Origin of the sequence: Sphingomonas sp. T1 (assembly GCF_902506585.1) — a bacterium.
GTDB classification, from domain to species: domain Bacteria; phylum Pseudomonadota; class Alphaproteobacteria; order Sphingomonadales; family Sphingomonadaceae; genus Sphingomonas; species Sphingomonas aerolata.
The window spans coordinates 1-18,441 of sequence record NZ_LR733876.1 but is presented as its reverse complement, the minus strand read 5'-3'; the positions used below and the strand labels follow the sequence as shown (position 1 = coordinate 18,441).

17 protein-coding genes are annotated in these 18,441 nt (G+C 63.9%); 15 read left to right on the top strand and 2 right to left on the bottom strand.

Features of this window, described 5'->3' with window-relative positions:
- Positions 1–17 precede the first annotated feature (17 nt).
- Positions 18–602: a recombinase family protein gene (locus GV027_RS17645; protein ID WP_159513012.1), complete on the bottom strand. Its 585-nt coding sequence runs from the start codon at positions 600–602 to the stop codon at positions 18–20.
- A 390-nt stretch (positions 603–992) separates the two neighbouring features.
- Between GV027_RS17645 and GV027_RS17640 the strand changes: the two genes are divergently transcribed.
- From GV027_RS17640 to GV027_RS17625, 4 genes are all read left to right on the top strand, one after another.
- Positions 993–2,177, top strand: a complete 1,185-nt coding sequence (locus GV027_RS17640; protein ID WP_151992504.1) for a tyrosine-type recombinase/integrase — start codon at positions 993–995, stop codon at positions 2,175–2,177.
- A gap of 640 nt (positions 2,178–2,817) precedes the next feature.
- A complete protein-coding gene (gene repC / locus GV027_RS17635; protein ID WP_151992016.1) occupies positions 2,818–4,170 on the top strand; it encodes a plasmid replication protein RepC in 1,353 nt (450 codons plus the stop codon).
- Positions 4,171–4,353: 183 nt separating this feature from the next.
- The gene (locus tag GV027_RS17630; protein ID WP_151992017.1) at positions 4,354–5,241 is read left to right on the top strand and encodes a replication initiator protein A; all 888 of its coding nucleotides are present in this window, start codon (positions 4,354–4,356) and stop codon (positions 5,239–5,241) included.
- A 92-nt stretch (positions 5,242–5,333) separates the two neighbouring features.
- Positions 5,334–5,609, top strand: a complete 276-nt coding sequence (locus tag GV027_RS17625; RefSeq protein WP_151992018.1) for a hypothetical protein — start codon at positions 5,334–5,336, stop codon at positions 5,607–5,609.
- Here the strand turns inward: GV027_RS17625 and GV027_RS21830 are convergent.
- Positions 5,576–6,523, bottom strand: a complete 948-nt coding sequence (locus tag GV027_RS21830; RefSeq protein ID WP_328799505.1) for a lytic transglycosylase domain-containing protein — start codon at positions 6,521–6,523, stop codon at positions 5,576–5,578. The genes GV027_RS17625 and GV027_RS21830 overlap by 34 nt on opposite strands.
- Before the next feature lie 188 nt (positions 6,524–6,711).
- Between GV027_RS21830 and GV027_RS17615 the strand changes: the two genes are divergently transcribed.
- The 11 genes from GV027_RS17615 (at position 6,712) to GV027_RS17570 (ending at position 18,335) form a co-directional block, all read left to right on the top strand.
- Complete coding sequence (locus GV027_RS17615; RefSeq protein ID WP_151992019.1) at positions 6,712–7,389, top strand: ParA family protein; 678 nt, start codon at positions 6,712–6,714, stop codon at positions 7,387–7,389.
- A gap of 188 nt (positions 7,390–7,577) precedes the next feature.
- Positions 7,578–7,700: a hypothetical protein gene (locus GV027_RS21735; protein ID WP_260171709.1), complete on the top strand. Its 123-nt coding sequence runs from the start codon at positions 7,578–7,580 to the stop codon at positions 7,698–7,700.
- A 40-nt stretch (positions 7,701–7,740) separates the two neighbouring features.
- Entirely contained in the window at positions 7,741–8,577 is an 837-nt protein-coding gene (locus tag GV027_RS17610; protein ID WP_151992020.1) for a DUF7146 domain-containing protein, read from the top strand.
- A gap of 59 nt (positions 8,578–8,636) precedes the next feature.
- The gene (locus GV027_RS17605) at positions 8,637–12,878 is read left to right on the top strand and encodes a strawberry notch family protein (RefSeq protein ID WP_159513011.1); all 4,242 of its coding nucleotides are present in this window, start codon (positions 8,637–8,639) and stop codon (positions 12,876–12,878) included.
- Between the two features lie 137 nt (positions 12,879–13,015).
- Positions 13,016–15,097, top strand: a complete 2,082-nt coding sequence (locus GV027_RS17600; protein WP_159513027.1) for a ParB/RepB/Spo0J family partition protein — start codon at positions 13,016–13,018, stop codon at positions 15,095–15,097.
- Between the two features lie 101 nt (positions 15,098–15,198).
- A complete protein-coding gene (locus GV027_RS17595) occupies positions 15,199–16,161 on the top strand; it encodes an ArdC family protein (protein ID WP_159513010.1) in 963 nt (320 codons plus the stop codon).
- A 24-nt stretch (positions 16,162–16,185) separates the two neighbouring features.
- Positions 16,186–16,674 (top strand): hypothetical protein, encoded by a 489-nt coding sequence (locus tag GV027_RS17590; protein WP_159513009.1) that lies wholly within the window; start codon positions 16,186–16,188, stop codon positions 16,672–16,674.
- Positions 16,671–16,865 (top strand): hypothetical protein, encoded by a 195-nt coding sequence (locus tag GV027_RS17585; protein ID WP_236559358.1) that lies wholly within the window; start codon positions 16,671–16,673, stop codon positions 16,863–16,865. Before GV027_RS17590 ends, GV027_RS17585 begins: the two co-directional genes overlap by 4 nt.
- Before the next feature lie 65 nt (positions 16,866–16,930).
- Entirely contained in the window at positions 16,931–17,575 is a 645-nt protein-coding gene (locus tag GV027_RS17580; RefSeq protein ID WP_159513008.1) for a hypothetical protein, read from the top strand.
- A 5-nt stretch (positions 17,576–17,580) separates the two neighbouring features.
- On the top strand, positions 17,581–18,018 hold the full coding sequence (locus GV027_RS17575; RefSeq protein WP_159513007.1) for a hypothetical protein: 438 nt from the start codon (positions 17,581–17,583) through the stop codon (positions 18,016–18,018).
- Positions 18,019–18,044: 26 nt separating this feature from the next.
- The gene (locus GV027_RS17570; RefSeq protein WP_159513006.1) at positions 18,045–18,335 is read left to right on the top strand and encodes a hypothetical protein; all 291 of its coding nucleotides are present in this window, start codon (positions 18,045–18,047) and stop codon (positions 18,333–18,335) included.
- Positions 18,336–18,441: the final 106 nt, after the last annotated feature.

The window sequence follows — 18,441 nt, the reverse complement described above, 5'->3', positions numbered from 1 at the left end:
AAGAGACGATGGGAGTGCTATGCGTTGGTCCCTTCGGCGCTGATCGCTGCCTGCTCCGGTGCGGGCAAATGGCGATAGAGGGTCGGAACAGAAACACCGATGCTCGGCGCAATCTCGCGAATGGTCATTCCGGAAGCCAAAAGTTTGCGCGCTGCTTCCAGCCGCTTGGGCGTCATTACCGTCTTTCGACCGCCTACCCTGCCCTGACGCCGTGCCACCACTAAGGCAGCCGTGGTGCGTTCGCGATTAAGCTCATGTTCCATTTCTGCCATTGCGGCCATGATGTGGAAGACGAGCTTGCCGGCAGTGCCAGCGGTATCGATCCCGTCGGTCAGCGATCGAAACCCGACACCACGCTCAGCTAGATCAGCGGCCAAGTCGACCAACCCCTTCATCGTTCGGCCTAGGCGGTCTAGCTTCCAAACGACGAGCACGTCCCCGTTACGTGCGTGGGAGAGAGCATCGGCTAATCCGATGCGGTTCGCCTTGGCGCCACTGGCCTTGTCACTGAACGTCCGCTCGCAACCTGCCTCGCGCAGTGCATCGAGCTGAGGCGTCAGGTCCTGTTCCGGCGTCGAGACCCTGGCGTAGCCGATCAGCATAGAATTTTCTCAAAACTCATCTCGCGTGCCTAACACGAACCCGATCAATCGAGAATGTGTTTTGATACGCCTGCTACCCCTGCTAGATGTTCTCACATGGTGGCGCATCAAAATCGATCGTTTGCGAGAGATGCGGCTGCGCTCGCGCAAAGGGAGCCGCGCGGCTCAATCGGCGCCCATGGCTGACTGCGAGCATGTCACGAGTGGGTTAGATGGCTCCGTCGCCCACTATTTTAGGTGCAAGTCCACCGTCTCAGGTGACGATCGCACGGTGCAGAACGTCCACCCTATTAGGGAAACCGACAGCTGTTCGGCTACTGATTCAGGATCGAACCAGGACCGATCGACCAGAACGAGCGAGCCTGATCCACTTTGCGAGGCGGCGCAGTGATGGTCACAGATAGCGAGCCTGCGTACCACGACGATGAGATCGTCGCATCGTTCTTGGTCACGGCTGCGAACGAACCGGCAGGCCCAACACCCAAGGATGATCGTCCGGCCGATCTCGACGCGATCATCAACGGAGCACTCACTGTCCTCGACCGCGTCGAACCTCAGGACCTCTACCTTCCCGATCTTGCGCCCGACGACCAAGAGCGCGTCGACCAGTTCCTGCGCCGCGGCCGCGCCGAGGCGACGCTGCAATCCTATCGATCTGACTGGGACCTGTTCCTCGCCTGGTGCACTGAGCGCCGCTACCGTCCGCTACCGGCAACGCCGGCAACCGTCGCCGCATTCCTGACGGAGCTCGCCACGTCGGGCTTCGTGCCGGCAGCTGACCAGTTCACCAAGACGGGCAAGCTTCGTATGCGGCGGGTGCCGAAGCCGCTGACCAGGGCGACAATCGACCGCCGTCTGGCGGCGATCGTCTTCGCGCACCGGATGGCCAAGATCGAACCGCCGACGTCGCAGCCCGGCGCGGGCGACCTGGGATTGGTCGTCGGCGGCATCCGCCGAACCAAGAAGGACGACGAGATCAACAAGAAGCGCGCGGCCGATGGCGACATCCTACGCGACATGCTTCGCAGCATCACCGGCGACGATCTGCGCGCACACCGCGATCGCGCGCTGCTTGCGATCGGAATGGGCGGAGCGTTCCGCCGTTCGGAGTTGGTGGCGATCACCGTCGCCCGCGTAACACGCGACGCCGAGGGGCTGACGATCCAGGTAAAGTCGTCCAAGACCGACCAGTTCGGCGAAGGCCAAGGCGTCGCCGTGCTCGACGGACCGAGGCTCGAGCCGGTGCGACACTATGAAGCATGGCTCGAACAGGCCGGAATCACGTCCGGCCCGGTATTTCGCAAGCTCACCCCACAAGGTCGGCTCACCGATAAGCCGATGAGCACCAAAGGCGTGGCGCTGGTGGTCAAGGCGGCCGCGGCCGCTGCTGGTTATCCGGCCGAGCTCTTCTCAGGTCACTCGTTGCGGGCAGGCTTTCTTACCGAGGCGGGACGCCAGAACGCCAACCTATTCAAGATGAGGCAGCATAGCCGGCATGCCTCGATCGACATGGTGGCGGAATATGTTCGGGACACGGAACGCTACCGCGATCACGCTGGGAAAGGCTTCATGTGATGAGGGGCCGGAAGACCCGGGTGGTTGTTCGCCGGTACTGGCGTCGGATAGCCGAATTTACAGAAATCACTTTCTGCAGCCGATAGATGGTTGGATCATGGGCATCATGACGATGCTCGTGACGTGGTCGGGCTTCCTTCAACCTGCAGTACCGCTACTCGCGATGAGCCTAGCGAGATAGATGTACTGAAAGCACGAGCCACGCATAGCGCCCGCGAATCCGGAGCCGCAAACGCTCGCAACGGTGTGTAATCGGGTTACACGCCCCCTTTCAGCCCCCTTGCCCGTCCCTCGCGCCACATAGAAATACTGAAAGCACGAGCATTTCTGGGATAGATTAACTGAAAGCACGAGCCACCGTGCAGGACGAGCAGCGATCGCGCCGTTTACGCTGCTCACGTCGTCCGCGTCTGGTCAGTTCAGGCTCGCTGCGGCCCCGCGATCACCCGATCGCGTGTCACCAAAAAGGGGAAGCCGTGCAGAAAAGAAAAACCCGGCACTAGGCCGGGCTTTTCGGAACCTCGGAAAAGGTCGTGTTGCAACGTCCCCTTAGCCGAGTCCCAATGACGCAGCAATAAGAAAGCGCAGTTCGCGCCACGGACTTCTGCGTCCGCACGGCATCCCAAAGGGGATTTGCCGAATGAACTCCTATGCTTACGCTCCGGGCGCCGGCCATAGGCGTCTTGATGAACGCACAGCTGCAACAGACCAGCTTGCGCAGCAGTTCGAGGGACTGCCGGAGGACGTCAGCCACCGGCAGGTCCTTACCGTCTTCAAGCGCGCAGCGCCTTACATCGGCATCCCTCCCCGCCTAGTCCACGCTGTCGACACGCTGATGAGCTGGTCGCGCTCGATCGATTGGGCGGACGGTCAGCGCCCGATCGTCTTCCCGTCCAACGAGAAGTTGACGCAGAAGCTCGGCATAGGTGTGCGTCAGGTGCAAAAGATGCTCGGCGCTGCGGCACGCCTCGGCCTAATCACACACCGAGATAGCGCGAACGGCAACCGGGTCGGTGCTCGTGGGAAGGACGGCCGGCTAATCTACGCCTACGGCATCGACCTCAGCCCTCTTGGCTTGCGATACGAGGAGTTCATGGCGGCCGCTACCAAAGGCGCCGAGGCGGATCTCCGAATTAAGGTGCTTCGCCAAAGACTGGCTGCGGCGCGGCGTCGTATCAGGACGCTTGCTCAGCTCGTTGATGACGAGCGGATCGACAGCATCGACGCCAGAACGGCTGTCGAGATCTCGCTTCTCGCAACAAGCCAGATGCGCCGCGTCCGTGATGAGGAGCTGTTGAGCGCTTGCGTCGACCAGATGGAGGCCCGGGCCGATGATCTTGCGAAGGCCGTCGCAGTCGCAACGCAGGGCTTTCCTGACCCTTTGATTCCACAAAAAGATTCGCCCTCGGGCGACTCTGACGACGCCCCCATTACAACTACAAAACAACCTAAAACTGCTAAAGCAGCTTACAGTAATGGCTATCCGGAAAAAAGTAGCAGAACGGAGTACGACGTCCGTTACCAGCAACCTCAAACCGAAGTTGAGGCCGACTTGGCGAAACACGGTGTTGATCCCGAGTTCATCGCCGCCGTCATCCCGGAGTTCATGCTTACCACCACGTCGAGACCGACTTGGGGTGATCTGATCAACACAGCAGAGCGATTGGTCGATCAGGCGGCGATCCACCGAAACGTGTGGCACGAGGCCTGTCGCCTTATGGGTCAAAAGGGCGCTGCAGCGTCGGTGATTGCAACCGCCCACAAACACATGCGGGGAGATGTCGATCGCCCAGGCGCCTACCTTCGAGGGATGAACAAGCACGCTGCTTCCGGGCAGCTCAACCTTGGCAGAACCTATCACGGGCTGAAGGACAGCGTCCGATCCGAAGGAATGCGGTCACTTGCGACAGGGTCGGATTCACGCTCGATTGGACAGCTTGCCGCGGCGGCGCTGGGCCTCGCTCGGGCCGGCCGCACTCAACGCTTGCTATGAGAAGATAGAAATACTGATAGCACGAGACGTGCCCCCCTGCCCCACTCTCTTAAGAGGGCGCGGCGATGTTAGCCGGGGCCACGACCGTGCAATCCTCGTGCTTTCAGTATATCTATGTCCTTCTGGGGTGATCGATAGCGCGAGCCGGGGTATGATCCTTCAGGAACTTGGAAGGGAGCGACGATGGCCAGGTCGAAAGCCATGCCGCAGCAAATCTCGCTGTTCGACATGGATAGCCCGTTGCACGGCAAGGTCCGCGGCGAGCGCTCCATTATGCACTTTCCATTTTTCGTGCTGTCGAAGAACCCCCACATGGAGCGCATCGAGTACCGTCGCGATAACGTGACGATCGAGATCCGCCCGAGCGACACCGGCGTTGCCACCATGTGGGACAAGGAGATCCTGCTCTACGTTGCCTCGCTGATCGCGCAGTCGATCGCTGACGGTCAGCCAGCCCAGGAAGAGGTGACCTTCGCAGCGCACGACTTTTTCCGGATCACAGGGGTCGAGCGTCCTTCGACTCGCGACTATAAGCGGTTCGCGGAAGCCTTGGAGCGGCTGCAGGGGACGCAGATCAAGACGAATATCGAGACCGGTTCCAAGATCGACCGGGGCTGGTTCTCATGGCTCGCTGAGGCTCAGGTCGAGTACGAGAAACTAGCCAACGGTGAGGAGGCGTTGCGGTATGTCCGTATCCGCCCCTGTAACTGGCTTTTCCGTGCGATCCAGCGCGACCAGCGGATGTACCACTACCACCACGACTATTTCCGGCTCGGTCCAATTGAGCGGCGCATGTACGAGATTGCGCACTGCTCGGGCGAGCCGATCGAAATGACCATCGAGGAGTTGCATCAGCAGGTCGGCTCGATGGGGCCGATCTCGCGGCTGAAGAGCCTCGCAAAGGAAATCCAGGCGGAGAACCGGCTCCCGGATTACGACGTCACCGTTATCAATACGATCACGGGCGAGCGCGTCGATGCGGTCGGTCGAACCCGCAAGACCAAAGGCATGGTAATCCAGATGCGGCCCAAGCACCGCACCGCCACAAAGCCCCAAGCGCTGGTGGCCTAGGCCCCCTCTCCTGTCCCGCAGAACGTTACGCAACGGGAATCGCTTCTCCTCCGTTAAGCCGGTGCCAAGGGCGTTGACGTTAAGGAGCGCTTATGTCGCAAGCTACCCTCGACGCCTGGATCTCACTCTACGCCGCAGTCGGACTGCTCGTCGCGATGTGCGCGATCATTGCAGGGATCAAAACGGTCCACGACTATCGCTCGGGAACCAGGACCCTGGCCACGACCACGGTGATGGACAAGGTTCTCGCGGCTCCCCGCGTTTGGGTTCGTTGGCAGCTCAATTACCTGCTCGGTGCGCCGGCGATACTCGCGATCGCCATGCTTTACGCCAATCACCTCGGGTTCGCGACGCTCGTCGACGTGTAGTTGAAAAGCTGGGCGCCGCGGAAGGTCGGCACACTAGTCGATAGTGACGCCGTCTGGATCGTGGCCGTCCTGAACGCGCTCGCGCTCCAGCCCCGCGTGATCGCTGAGACGTAGCCGATCGTCTCGCGAAACGGCGGGATACGCCCGTTTAGACGAACCCGACCCGGTCCTGCGTTGTAGGCCGCGAGCGCCAAGTCCACCCTCTTGAACTCGTCCAGATGCTCGCGAAGGTAGCGGGCCCCTCCCCTCAGGTTCTGCAGCGGATCGCGGGAGTTGAATACGCCAAGGTAAGCCGCGGTGCCCGGCATCAGCTGCGTAAGGCCCACCGCACCTTTCGGCGAGACGATCTGCGGATTGTACTGGCTCTCCTGCGCAACGAGCGCATCGAACAGCCCGACGGGAACCCCTGCCTCGCAGGCGACGGCCGAGATCAGCGGGTAATAGCGTGCGCGCCGCTGCTCGAGGTACATGGGTAGGTCCCCCCGGGGACGGTACGGTGAAATCGAACACGCGGCCGGGCTGTAGAGATACGGTGCCACCGCAGCCGCAGCCGCGAGACCCGATGTCGTCACCTTTCCGGTCCTCATCCAAAGGGGCACCGGGATGGACGACCGCTCGACTGGAGCCATTGCGATCGCCGGCGCGAACGACGGAGGCGGCGCCATGCCCGCGAAGTCCTGAGCAAGCATTTCCGCCGAGAGCGCCGTCGCCTCGTTGGGAAGAGCAGCCGGGATCTCGATACCAATTGGCTTCTTGCCCACCTCGATTACGACACCGTCACCGACGTTTCTGAACGGCACCAGCTCGACCTGCTGAGCGGCAGCGCTGGTGATCGTCGCTGCGCCGGCAGCGACGCCGATCAGTAAGTTCGCAACAAAGGTCAGCCTGTTCGCCATGGCGGCAAGGGACCACACCCCTTCAGGCCTGACAACGTGGAATATTTTTACACCATTGCAGTGCAGAGCGCATTACACAGCGCGGCGCAAATCAATGTGTAGTGCGATTGTGCTTGCAAGGTGTAGCTCGCTTCGCCAATCACATGCAAAGACGCATGCAACGCGCATTGCACTGTAATGCTGGTTAGCAGTACAAAGGGACCGTCATGGCTGTCATTCTCGTGGGATCCATCAAAGGCGGAGTCGGCAAGTCCACCACCGCGCTCGCGCTAGCCTCCGAAATCAGGTCTGCGGGGCAGACGGTCTACGTCATCGACACGGACCCTCAGCTCTCCCTCTATCGCTGGTACGAGGACTGGAAGCTGAAGGATGGGATCGTGGTCGAGGACGGCCACAAGATGACGCAAAAGCAGCTGGAGACAGCCGTTTACGACGCATCGCAAGATTACCCGTTCGTGATCCTCGACGTGAAGGGCGCGATCAACGAGCAGGTGATGTACGCCACCCTGCAGGCGAACATGCTCATCATTCCTCAGCGCGCGTCGGCCGCGGACCTTGAGCGCTCGATCGAGTTCCTGGACCGCCTCGAGTTCATTGAGCGCGCCCGGCAGAGGCCCCTCCCCCATCGCATCCTGTTCACCCAGCGCACGACCGCGATCACCTCGCGAGCCGAGCGCGAGATCATGGAGCAGACGCGCCAGGCGGCGCCGGTCTTCTCATCAGAGTTGTTCCTGGGCGACGCCTATCGCGCGATGTTTCTCTACCGAATGACGTTGGAGGAACTGGACGCCCATAACCTCGCGCGGACCGAGCGCGCCCGCCAGAATGTTCAAAGCCTCCTTCGGGAGATCGTTGCAATCATCACATCCGAGGTCAAAGCATGAGCGAAGCACCAGAACCCAAGAAGTTCGGCCGCGCCGCTCGTGAGCCCGCTGCTAGCGGTCTCGATCTTTCAGCAATGCGCCCTACTCCCGCCCCTCGCCCCAGCGCTGCCCCAATGGAGTTGCCCGACGAATATCAATCAGCGCCGACGGCGCGACGCCGTAGGGTGCGCGAGACGAAGAGCAAGTCCGTGACCATGAGGATTACCCCAACCACCTACACCCGCTTCAACGAATATTGCGACCGCGAGCAGCTATCCTACCCTGACGCGCTCGATCGGCTTCTGGCGCTGGCTGAAGGCGCCAAGGACTAGGAGGGAAGGGGGTGAGGTGCATCATGAGAAAGGATGCACCATGACCCTAGTCGCCCTCAAACCCACTCAGCAGGTAGTCAATATCGTAGGTGCCCTGGGCGGCACCTGGCGCGGCTATCTCGCGATGTGCCCCTGCCCTGCCCACCAGGACAAGACGCCGAGCCTCTCGGTCCGGCAGGGCAATGAAGGGATCCTCGTTCACTGCTTCGCAGGCTGCGACGCGGACGATGTCCTAAGAGAGATCTCCCGGCTGAGGCCCGGCCAACGTTACGAGCCGCCAAAGGCGGCACCGCTCGGCCGACAGCCGAATGTCGAGCGGCTTTGGAGCGAGGCCGTCCCGGTCGCCAGCACGCCTGCGGAGGCGTACCTGAGGCGGCGCGGGATCCGCGACGGGTTCGACGACCTCCGGTTTCACCCCCGATGCCCTTGGGGACCGAAGCCTACCACCCGGTTCCTCCCCGCGCTGATAGTCGCCGCCAGAGAAGGTCGAGCCCTACACGCCGTCCAGCGGGTCTTCCTCGACCTCGAACACGGAGGGTATCTCGAAAAGGTGATGCTGGGGACCCCGGCTGGCGCGAGTTGGCAGGGCATGCGCGTGACGGACACGCTGGCGCTTGCCGAGGGTTTCGAGACGGCAGCAATGTTCACGCAGCATAACGGCATCCCGTGCTGGGCGACGCTTGGCGCCGCGAGGCTCGACCGCGTCCACATCCCGGACTCAGTCAGGACGTTGATCTTCGCCGAAGACAACGATCCAGAGGGACGCCGCGCCCGTCGGAAAGCGTGGGCAGCTTACCGTCCGCGTGGCTTGAATCTCCGGCGAATGCCGCCTCCGAGGCAATTCGGCGACTGGGCCGACGTCAGAACCGGAGCATAGAGGGGAGGGGGACTGGTCTGGTGAGCTGCGTCGTGCAGCCACAGAGCCAGGAGATCCCCATGAACGACCTGTTCGACGCCGCACGCGATCGTGCGTCATGTTGCACCGCTGCGGCGATGCGGCTCGTTCCCAGCCTTGAGGGCCAGGACAAGATCACGCGCGCCTTGCTCAACGAGGCGATGACGACCGCCTTCGGCGGTTCCGACGCCGACGGCCGCTGGACCCAGCGCGAGAGCTTCGAGGTACTTGAGCTTGCACTTGCACTTGCAATGCGAAATCGCAGTACAGATCGCTTGCACGTTGCACATGATGATGTGCTGCAAGCTGCAGTGCTGCTCGATCGGCTTCCAACGCAAACCGTGAGAAGCGAGGAGCAGATCGAGTGGCAACAGTTCTCGACACCCCTCGACCTAGCTGCTGTCGCCCTGATCCTGGCGGCTCCCATGCCCTCCGACATCGTCCTCGAGCCGAGCGCTGGCAACGGCTTGCTGGTGGCCCAGCTTCCCACGGTCACGGCCCTCCAGCTCAACGAGATCGACCCTGCCCGGCGCGCCCGGTTGCAGGCGGTCTTTCCAGAAGCGCCAATCTCGGCTCATGACGGCGCAACGATCGGCAGCGCGATGGCAGCGTCGACCCGCCCGACACTGATCATCATGAACCCGCCATTCTCGCGCTCGATCGGGCACGGGACGGACTCGCTTGCCGCGGTTCGACATCTCCAGGCAGCGATCCGGCGCGTCCGCCCGAACGGCCGCGTGGTGGCGATCATGCCCGACTGGTTCACGAACTCCGCGCGCATGGGCCAGATCTGGACGACCACGCTGGAGCAGGTGACGGTCAGGACCTCGATCCGCCTCACCGACGCATACGGCAAGCACGGCACCGGCGTCGCGGTCCGCCTCTACGTTCTCGACAAAGCGGTCGGCCAGAGCAACAACGTGACGATCCAGCGAGGGACCGTGCGCGAACTCCTCCCGGAGATCAGCGTACCCGAACGCCTGGAGTTCTCGGACGAGGTCGAGAAGCCTGCCGCTGCGAGGGGAGGGGCCGTGTCCCTCTTCCGAAGCGTCCGATCGAAGCCCGCGACCGCGCCTCGCGTCTTCCGCGCGCGCGCCCGGAACGAGGTCGCGCCCGTGACGTACCAGGTCCTGGAAACCCCGGCACCGCTTGCGGAGCAGACGGGCGTCTATCTGCCATACCGGCCGAGCCGCATCGTCTTCGACAGTGCCGGCGAGCACCCGACCGCACTCGTTGAATCGGTCGCTATGGGCTCGATCCCCGCGCCGATCCCCACCCACGTCCCGGCGTTGCCGGAGCGGACGGTCAAGGACCGCCTCCTGTCCTCCTCGCAGCTGGAAACCGTGGTGTACGCCGGTCACGCGTGGACGCAGTTCATTCCCGGCCGTTTCCGTCCCGATCCCGAAGGCGTCGGCCTCATCATTGACGAGAACGGCAGCCGGTATCGCAAGGGCTTCTTCTTGGGAGACGGCACCGGCGCGGGCAAAGGCCGCCAGGTCGCGGCCGTGATCCTCGACAGCTGGCTCGCCGGGCGTCGCCGCGCCATCTGGGTGTCGAAGAACGAGGCCCTGCATGCCGACGCGATCCGTGACTGGACCGCACTTGGCGGGCTCGCAGCCGATGTCCAGCCGCTCTCCCGCTGGAAGATCGACGAGCCGATCGCGATGAGCGAAGGTGTTCTCTTCGTCACCTACCCGACTCTGCGCTCCACACGGGGTGATGCGAGCCGGCTCGAGCAGATCATCGCTTGGGCTGGCGACGACTTCGAGGGCGTGATCGCATGGGACGAGGCCCACGAGATGGGCGGCGTCGCGGGCGGCGAGGGGAGCATGATCGCTAAAAAGGGCTCCCAGCAGGGGATTGCCGGCGTCGTGCTGCAGAACCGCTTGCCCGGAGCGCGTGTCCTGTACGCGTCCGCAACCGGCGCCTCCGAGGTGAATAACCTCGCCTATGCCGTGCGGCTCGGCCTGTGGGGTCCCGAGACGTCGTTCGCTAACCGCGAGGCGTTCATCACCGAGATCAGGCAGGGCGGGATCGCCGCGATGGAGCTCGTCGCCCGCGACCTCAAGGCCACCGGCCTCTACACCGCCCGCGCGCTCAGCTTTGCCGGCGTCGAGTACGACATCCTGCGACATGAACTGACCCCTGAGCAGGTGGAGGTGTACGACGCCTACGCTGACGCCTGGGGCATTATCCACCGCAACATGGAGAAAGCCCTGGAGCTCACTGGCGTAGTGGATCCTTTGAAGGGCGACACGCTGAACTCCGGTGCCAAGGCGGCTGCGCGCTCGCGGTTTGAGAGCTGCAAACAGCGTTTCTTCGGTGCGGTGCTTCTATCGTGCAAGCTGCCGACCGTGATCGCTGCAGTGCGCCAGCACCTGGAGGCCGGTCAGTCCGTCGTACTCCAATTGGTCAGCACCGCCGAGGCGATCCTGGACAGGCGCCTAGGCGAACTCTCGCCGGACGAACGGGCCGAGCTCGACCTCGACCTTTCCCCGCGAGAAGCGATCATCGACTATCTGCAGCGTGCATTTCCCGTTCAGCAGATGACGCCGTACCGTGACGACACCGGTGAGATCCGGTCCCGGCCGATGTTCGACGAACGTGGCACGCCCGTCACCAATCCCGAAGCAGAAGCGGCCCGCGACGATCTGATCGAGCAGCTCTGCGCGCTCCCACCGATAGCGGCCGTGCTCGATGGCGTGCTCGAGCATTTCGGTCACGACAACGTCGCCGAGGTTACCGGGCGGACCAAGCGGCTCGTCAGCACCGCGAACGGCACCCAAAGGCTGGAGTCCCGTTCGGCCCGCGCGACCCAGGCGGATGCCGCTGCCTTCATGGCAGGGACCAAGCGCGTACTCGTGTTCAGCGACGCCGGAGGCACCGGCCGTTCCTACCACGCAAGCCTCGACGTCAAGAACCAGGAACAGCGGGTACACCTGTTGCTGGAGCCGGGTTGGCGCGCCGATCGCGCTATCCAGGGGCTGGGCCGCACACACCGTACCCATCAGGCCTGTACGCCGCTCTTCCGGCCCGTCACGACGGACTGCAAAGGCGAATTGCGGTTCACGTCGACGATCGCGCGGCGTCTGGACAGCTTGGGCGCGCTGACGCGCGGGCAGCGCCAGACAGGCGGCCAGAACCTCTTCGACCCGGCCGACAATCTCGAATCCGAGTACGCCAAGGCGGCCCTGATCACCTGGTATCACCTCTTGATCGCCGGCAAGCTCACCAGCACGAACCTCGTAGACTTTACGCACCGGACCGGGCTCGAACTGCAAGACAAGGACGGCGTCCTGAAGGACGACCTGCCACCCATTCAGCGCTGGCTCAATCGCCTCCTCGCGCTTCCGATCGGCTTGCAGAACCTCATCTTCGACGAGTTCCTAGCGCTCGTCGAAACCCGTGTCGCGGCAGCCCGGGATGCCGGCACGCTCGACGTAGGTGTCGAAACGATGGCCGTCGACACCGCGACCGTGCTCGACGACACGATCCTGCGGACCGATGCCGTTACGGGTGCAACCTCGCACCTCCTTACCATCGAGGTGACCCGACGGCGCCAGCCGGCGTCGCTCGACCTGGTGCTGCGCATCGCCGACAGCGACGGCACCGCCGTGTTCCTGCACAACGGCCGATCGGGGAAAGTCGCGCTGCGGACCGCCTCCAGGTCGGGGATGACCGACGAAGGTGTCGCGGTCGAACGGGTCGAGCTGATGCGGCCGACGCGTCGAGAATATCTAACGATGGACGACATGTACGAGACGGCTTGGGAGGAGTGCTCACGCGAGACCTTCCAGAGGGCTTGGGAGGTGGAGACTGAGGAAGCCCGCACCAAGGTCGACACCGAGACGATCCGGCTGGCCACCGGCTTGCTCCTCCCGATCTGGTCGGCGCTACCGAGCGATCACCTGGCGGTGAACCGCGTCGTAGACGGAGAAGGCCGTTCCTGGCTTGGCCGAATGGTCTTCCCCCGGGATCTTCACGGGTTGTTCAACAAACTCGGCCTGGACGAACCCCAGGTCCTCAGCCCGGACGAAATTACGAAGGCCGCGCTGGAAGGCGGCTCGATCGTCCTCAAGCGACCATTCGCATGCGAGGTGAAGCGCGCTCGGGTCAACGGCAAGCCTCGGATCGAGGTTGTCGGTGCTCCCGCCGCGCAACTGCCGTGGCTGAAGTCGATCGGCTGCTACACGGAAATCGTCTCGTACAAGACGAGGCTCTTTGTACCCAACGAGGGTGCCTCGGAGGTGATCGCCCGCCTGACGGCACAATCGGACGGCTGACGCCGCCACATTGCAAAGCGCGGTACAAGGCGCAGTGCATGTCGCTGCGCGAGCTACGGAGCAGAAGGGAAGGGGGAGCGGGGAGGGTGTTCGGCGAGGGATTTCGTCGGACACCAACCACGCTCAGGAGACTGGCAATGACCCAGACCGTCAAACTCGCGAAGCTGAAGCAGTCCGAGAAGAACGTCCGCACGACGCAGCCCAAGAACATCCCCGCTATGGCCGCCAGCATCCGGGCGCGCGGCATCATCCAGAACCTGCTGGTCACGCCGTCGAAGCCCCGCGGCTCGTTCGAGGTGATCGCCGGCGAACGCCGTTTCCTCGGAGCCATGATGCTCGCCGAGGCGGGTGAAATCGTCGCGGCCGACTACGACGTGCCCGTCAAGATCGTCGTCGGTGACGACAACGACCTGCGCGAGCTCTCACTGACTGAGAACTTCCAGCGCGAGGTGATGACGCCGGCGGAGGAGTGCCGCGCGTTCCAGCACTTCCTGCAATCGGACGGCGACATCGATGCTGTCGCCAAGCGCTTCGGCCAGACCCGCCGCTTCATCGAGGGTCGCCTCCGGCTCGCCAACCTCGCGGAACCGGTATTCGAGGCGCTGGCGAACGGCGAAATCACCCTGGACATGGCGAAGGCCTATGGTTCGACCGAGGACCGCGCGAAGCAGGAGCGCGTCTTCGCCCAGTATCGGCACAGCGCCTACATCAACGCCGACCAGATCCGCCGCGCCATCTCGAACGACACCATGAAGGCGACTGACCCTGTCGCGATCCTGGTCGGCGCTGACGCCTATGTCGCCGCTGGCGGGCGCATCGAGCGCGAACTGTTCAACGAGGACGGCGACCGCTGGTCGGATCCCGAGATCGCGCAGTCGCTCGCCGGCACGATCATGGAAGCCGAGGCCAAGCGTCTCGGTGAGGAACAGGGGCTCGCCTGGATCCGGCCGATCGTCACGACCAACCTTTATGGTGCAACAGCGGACCTCCACCGGGTTCCACTGGCGGCCGCACCGCTCAGCGAAGCCGAAGAAGTCCGCGCTTTTGAGATCTCCGAGCGGATCGAGGCCATCTCCGAAGAGATGAACGACGAGAGCCTCGACGATGCCGCCTACGGCGCGCTCGAAACCGAGACGGAGCAGCTCCAGCAGGAATACGAGAACATCCACAACAAGCCGCCCGTGCTGCCCGACGAGATCAAGGGGCAGGTCGGCACGTTCCTGATGCTCGACCGGACCGGCAAGCTCGTGCTCGAGACCACCTACTACAGCGAAGCGCCGCTGCGCGCGCCGGGCGACGAGGCGGACACCAAGCCGGCAGGATCGAGCCGCGACACCACCTCTCTGCCGCCCGAGGCCGTCGCGCCGGGCGGAAAGCCGCTCAGCGCCCGCCTCCACGACGAGCTCGCGGTCCAGCGACGCGACATCCTCGCCGCCTCGATCCTGGGCGATCCCGGGCTCGCGCTCGACTATGCGCTGTTCGCCATGGTCGACCGCACCCGCAACTACGGGCGTTCCGGCACGACCATCACTGCGGGCCGGCCGAACGATCCGCAGATGCCGGCAGAGTTCGCGCCCACGCAGGCTCGGATCGCGATCGCCGAGGCGCGCGAAGCGCTCGATACCAGCTGGACCGAGCTGGGCTCTCCGGTCGAGCGGTTCGAGGCGTTCCGCGCGCTTTCCGACGATGCCAAGGCGGCCTGGCTCGCCATCATGGTCGCGGACTCGCTTGAGGCGAAGCAGGAATACGGCGCGGTCACGACCAACCCGCTTCACGCCCGTCTCGCCTCCATCTTGGAGATCGACGTCGCCAAGTGGTGGCGGCCGACCTGCGAGAACTTCTTCGACCGCGTCTCGAAGGGCACGCTGCTGGCGACCCTCACCGAGGTGGGGGGCTCCACTCTCGCGGCCCGCTATCTTGGCTCCAAGAAGGGCGAGATCTCGACGAGCTGCGAAAGGCTGTTCGCGGGCGAGGCGATCACCGAGGCGGAGACCAAGGAGGCGGCGCTCGCATGGGTGCCCGACGCCATGCGCTTCGACGCCGTCGGTACGGCCGAGCTGGTCGAAGACACCGGGCCCGGTGACGACGACAGTGGCACCGGATCGGACGACCACGACCCGTCCGGCGACGAGGTCAATGACGACACCGACGACACCGGCGACACCGACGCGGATGCCGGCGCGGTGAACGACGAGAACGAGCTCGTCGCAGCCGAATAACCCCTGCCCGACTGTCTCCTGGGCAACCTTGCGGCCGCTCCGATGGGGCGGCCGCTCTTTTTTCGCGAGGGCGCAACGCCGCCCCTTGGGGAGTTATCGCCATGACCTTTCGCCGCAAGCCCGACGCGCCACGCCGCGACGTCGCCGCCGAAATTACCAACCTGATCATCGAGAAGCTCGAAGCCGGCGTTCTGCCTTGGTCACGTCCTTGGGGACTGACCGGAGCAGGCGGCCGACCGCTGCGTCACTGCGGTACGCCCTACACGGGGATCAACACCCTCTACCTGTGGGCAATCGGCGACGCTCGTGGCTACAACAGCCGCACCTGGATGACCTATCGCCAGGCCGAAGAGCTGGGCGGCCAGGTCCGGCGCGGCGAGCGCGGGTCGCTGAGCGTGTACTTCTCCAGCTTCTCAAAGACCGAGACGGACCGCGTCACCGGCACCGAGGCGACCAAGAACATTCGCTTCCTGCGGTCCTACATCGTCTTCAACGTCGATCAGATCGACGGGCTGCCGACCTACTACTATCCAACCGTCGCGCCGCCACAGCCGCGGGTCGAGTCCGAACACCGCGCGTCGATCGATGCCTTTTTCGGGGCTTTGCCGGGCACAGTCCGGCATGGCGGCGACCAGGCGTATTTCTCGCCCATCGGCGACTACATCCAGATGCCGAACCGCGGCGCGTTCCGGTCGGACGATCATTACGCCAGCACCCTGGGGCACGAATACACCCACTGGTCGGGTGCGGCGTCGCGTCTCGCACGCGAGTTCGGCAAGAAGTTTGGCGACAGCGCTTATGCGTTCGAGGAACTGGTAGCGTCGATCGGGCAATGCCTCGTCTGCGCCGAGCTGAGCTTGCCCGGCGACCTGCATGACAACCACGCCAGCTACATCGAGCACTGGCTTCGCATCCTGAAATCGGACTCGAGCGCGATCATCAAGGCCGCGTCGAAGGCCGAGCAGGCATTCAACTACCTGAGGGACCTTGCGCGGCCTGCCAGCGCGTCCCCGGCCGACGGCGAGATGGCAGAGTGGCACGAGCCCGAGGCGCTCGCCGCATGATCCCCCGTGCAAGGAGACGCAACCATGCGTATCGAGCTGAAGAAGCTGAAGGTCGTCAACGCCCTCTCCGAGGAGACGACCTGCTATACCGCCGAGATCTGGGTAGATGGGGCGCGCGCGTTCCTGGCGTCCAACCGAGGCCATGGCGCCGCGGACGACTTTCATCAGGTCGGCGTTGTCAGCGAGCCGTCGGTCAACGCCTGGCTCGCCGCAAATCGGCAGCCCACGCGCTTCGGCGACACCGTTCTCGAGCACACGCTCGAGTTCGAGGTCGCGGCGCTGATCACGAAGACCGAGGAGGCAAAGCGGCTCCGTCGCTCTTTCAAGAAACAGCTTGTCGTGATCGATGACGGCAAGGTGTTCGGCTACCCGCTGAAAGGGCGTTCAATGAGCGCCGTGGCCGACGCCGTGCGCCGCACCCGACCGGGCATTCGTGTCGTGAACGACGATGAGACGGCTGTGGAGCAAGCGGTCGATCTGCTGATCGCGCAATCCGAACAGGCCCAATCGTGAAGCTCGACCTCATGCAGCTGCTCGGCCCGACCCGACCCGACCCGGTTTGGCAGGCCGAGCGGGCGGGCTGGCGTTGCTACGTCTTTGGTAACGGCTGCGGCTACCGAGCAGGAACCCGGCTTGCGGCCGCCTGGGAGCGGGGGTTCGCGGCAGCGGCGCGATCCTCCGATCCGATGGGCCTGATGCTCTGAAGGCGGGAAGGGGAGGGGGAAGCGGGATGGTGAGCGCGAGACGCGCTCAGGACCCGGAGACCGCCATGCCCTACGACGTGCCTTTCCGCCACCAGCAGGCGCTCGATCCCAGCGCACTCACCACGATCACAACCGGCCTTCACGCGCTGTCGCGCGCGATCGACGACTGCCGCAACGCGGGCGTCAGCCTTGAGGCAGACGCTGCGGTAATCCTGCTGGCTCGCCATCTCGGCACCCTCACACAGACCATGCCCGACGACGCCGTACTGCGGCGCCGTGCCACGGAGAGCATCGCCGAGCTGCAGCGCTTCCCGGCGCTGCTGACGCTGGCAATCCGGGGCGTCGCATATGATGCGGCCGCCAAGGATCTCTTCCACGCCGATGGGCGACGCGCGATGCTCAAGCTGGCCGCTGCTCTCTGCCTTCCCGACGGCAGCTATTCCATTCGGTCAAACCGATCGGGTCCGGCTGTCTCCGGCGAGATCACGCTTCACGGCGAGGAGGTCTGGGTTCAGCTCTCGCTTGGAGCGCTTGGACCCGACTACGAAGTTTCGTTCCGACGCGTCAAGAGCCGCGACGACCATCTTGGCGATCGACGCCGGTTCGCAGCGATCCGCGAACTCCTCAACCCCGAGCGCTTTGCCGAACGGGTGCGCCGCGAGTTGCGGCTGGCACCCGCTTCGGCCGAACGCGTCACCCTGTTCGGCTGACCCGGATGGAACTGCTCGCCACCCGAGCCCGCGTGACGGGGATTCACCCTCAATACCAGTACCGGCTCTACGCCTCGTTCGCCACCCTCTCGCCGGAACGCGTGTTCCAGATCCACTACCATAGCGACTTCGGCCACGGGCGAGGTCTGTTGGCCAAGATGAGCGAGGTGATCGCTCCGATCGCGTGGCTGGCCATGCCGCCCGGCCGGGAGAAGTCCCTGCAGGCAAGGGCAATTCATCTGATGGCCGCGAGGATCGAGACGGCCGTCCTGTCGACAGTGTTCCCCGAGGCCATGGTCGACCCGATCCCGCTCTTGCTCGAAATTACCAACGAACTGCCGGACGAGCGAGTGTCCGTCGAGATCGCTGACATCATGGGCCGATACCAGCCGCTCGCCGACGATCCGGCGTTGGCCGACCGTCTTGACCCCCGCCGCCTCTGACGCGGCCCAACTGGAAAGGATTTACCATGGGCTGGCTCACCATGCCGTTGTCGTCGATGCACCCGCACACGACCCCGAAAGCCTATCTCGACGCCCAATTCACCTATGACCGACGGGATGACGCCGGAAAGGGCAGGGCGCTTCGGATCGTCGCGTCCTCCTGGCTCCGCAACCAGGTCTATTACGCGGCCGCGGTGCCGAGCACCGATGGGGTCGATGAGCCGACCTTCGCCGTCGTCTGCCTGGTCAAGTGGAACCCTCGCGACAAGGAGGGCTACGTCTTCGGCTTCAAGGATAGTGCGCCGTTGTGGCGCTGAAAGGAGTATCAGTAATGATGAGGTAAGTTGAGGAAACCTCTGCCCGCCAAGCTAACCTTGGGTTCGAAAGACCTGAAATCCGGAAACGGACAGGGGACAATAGCAT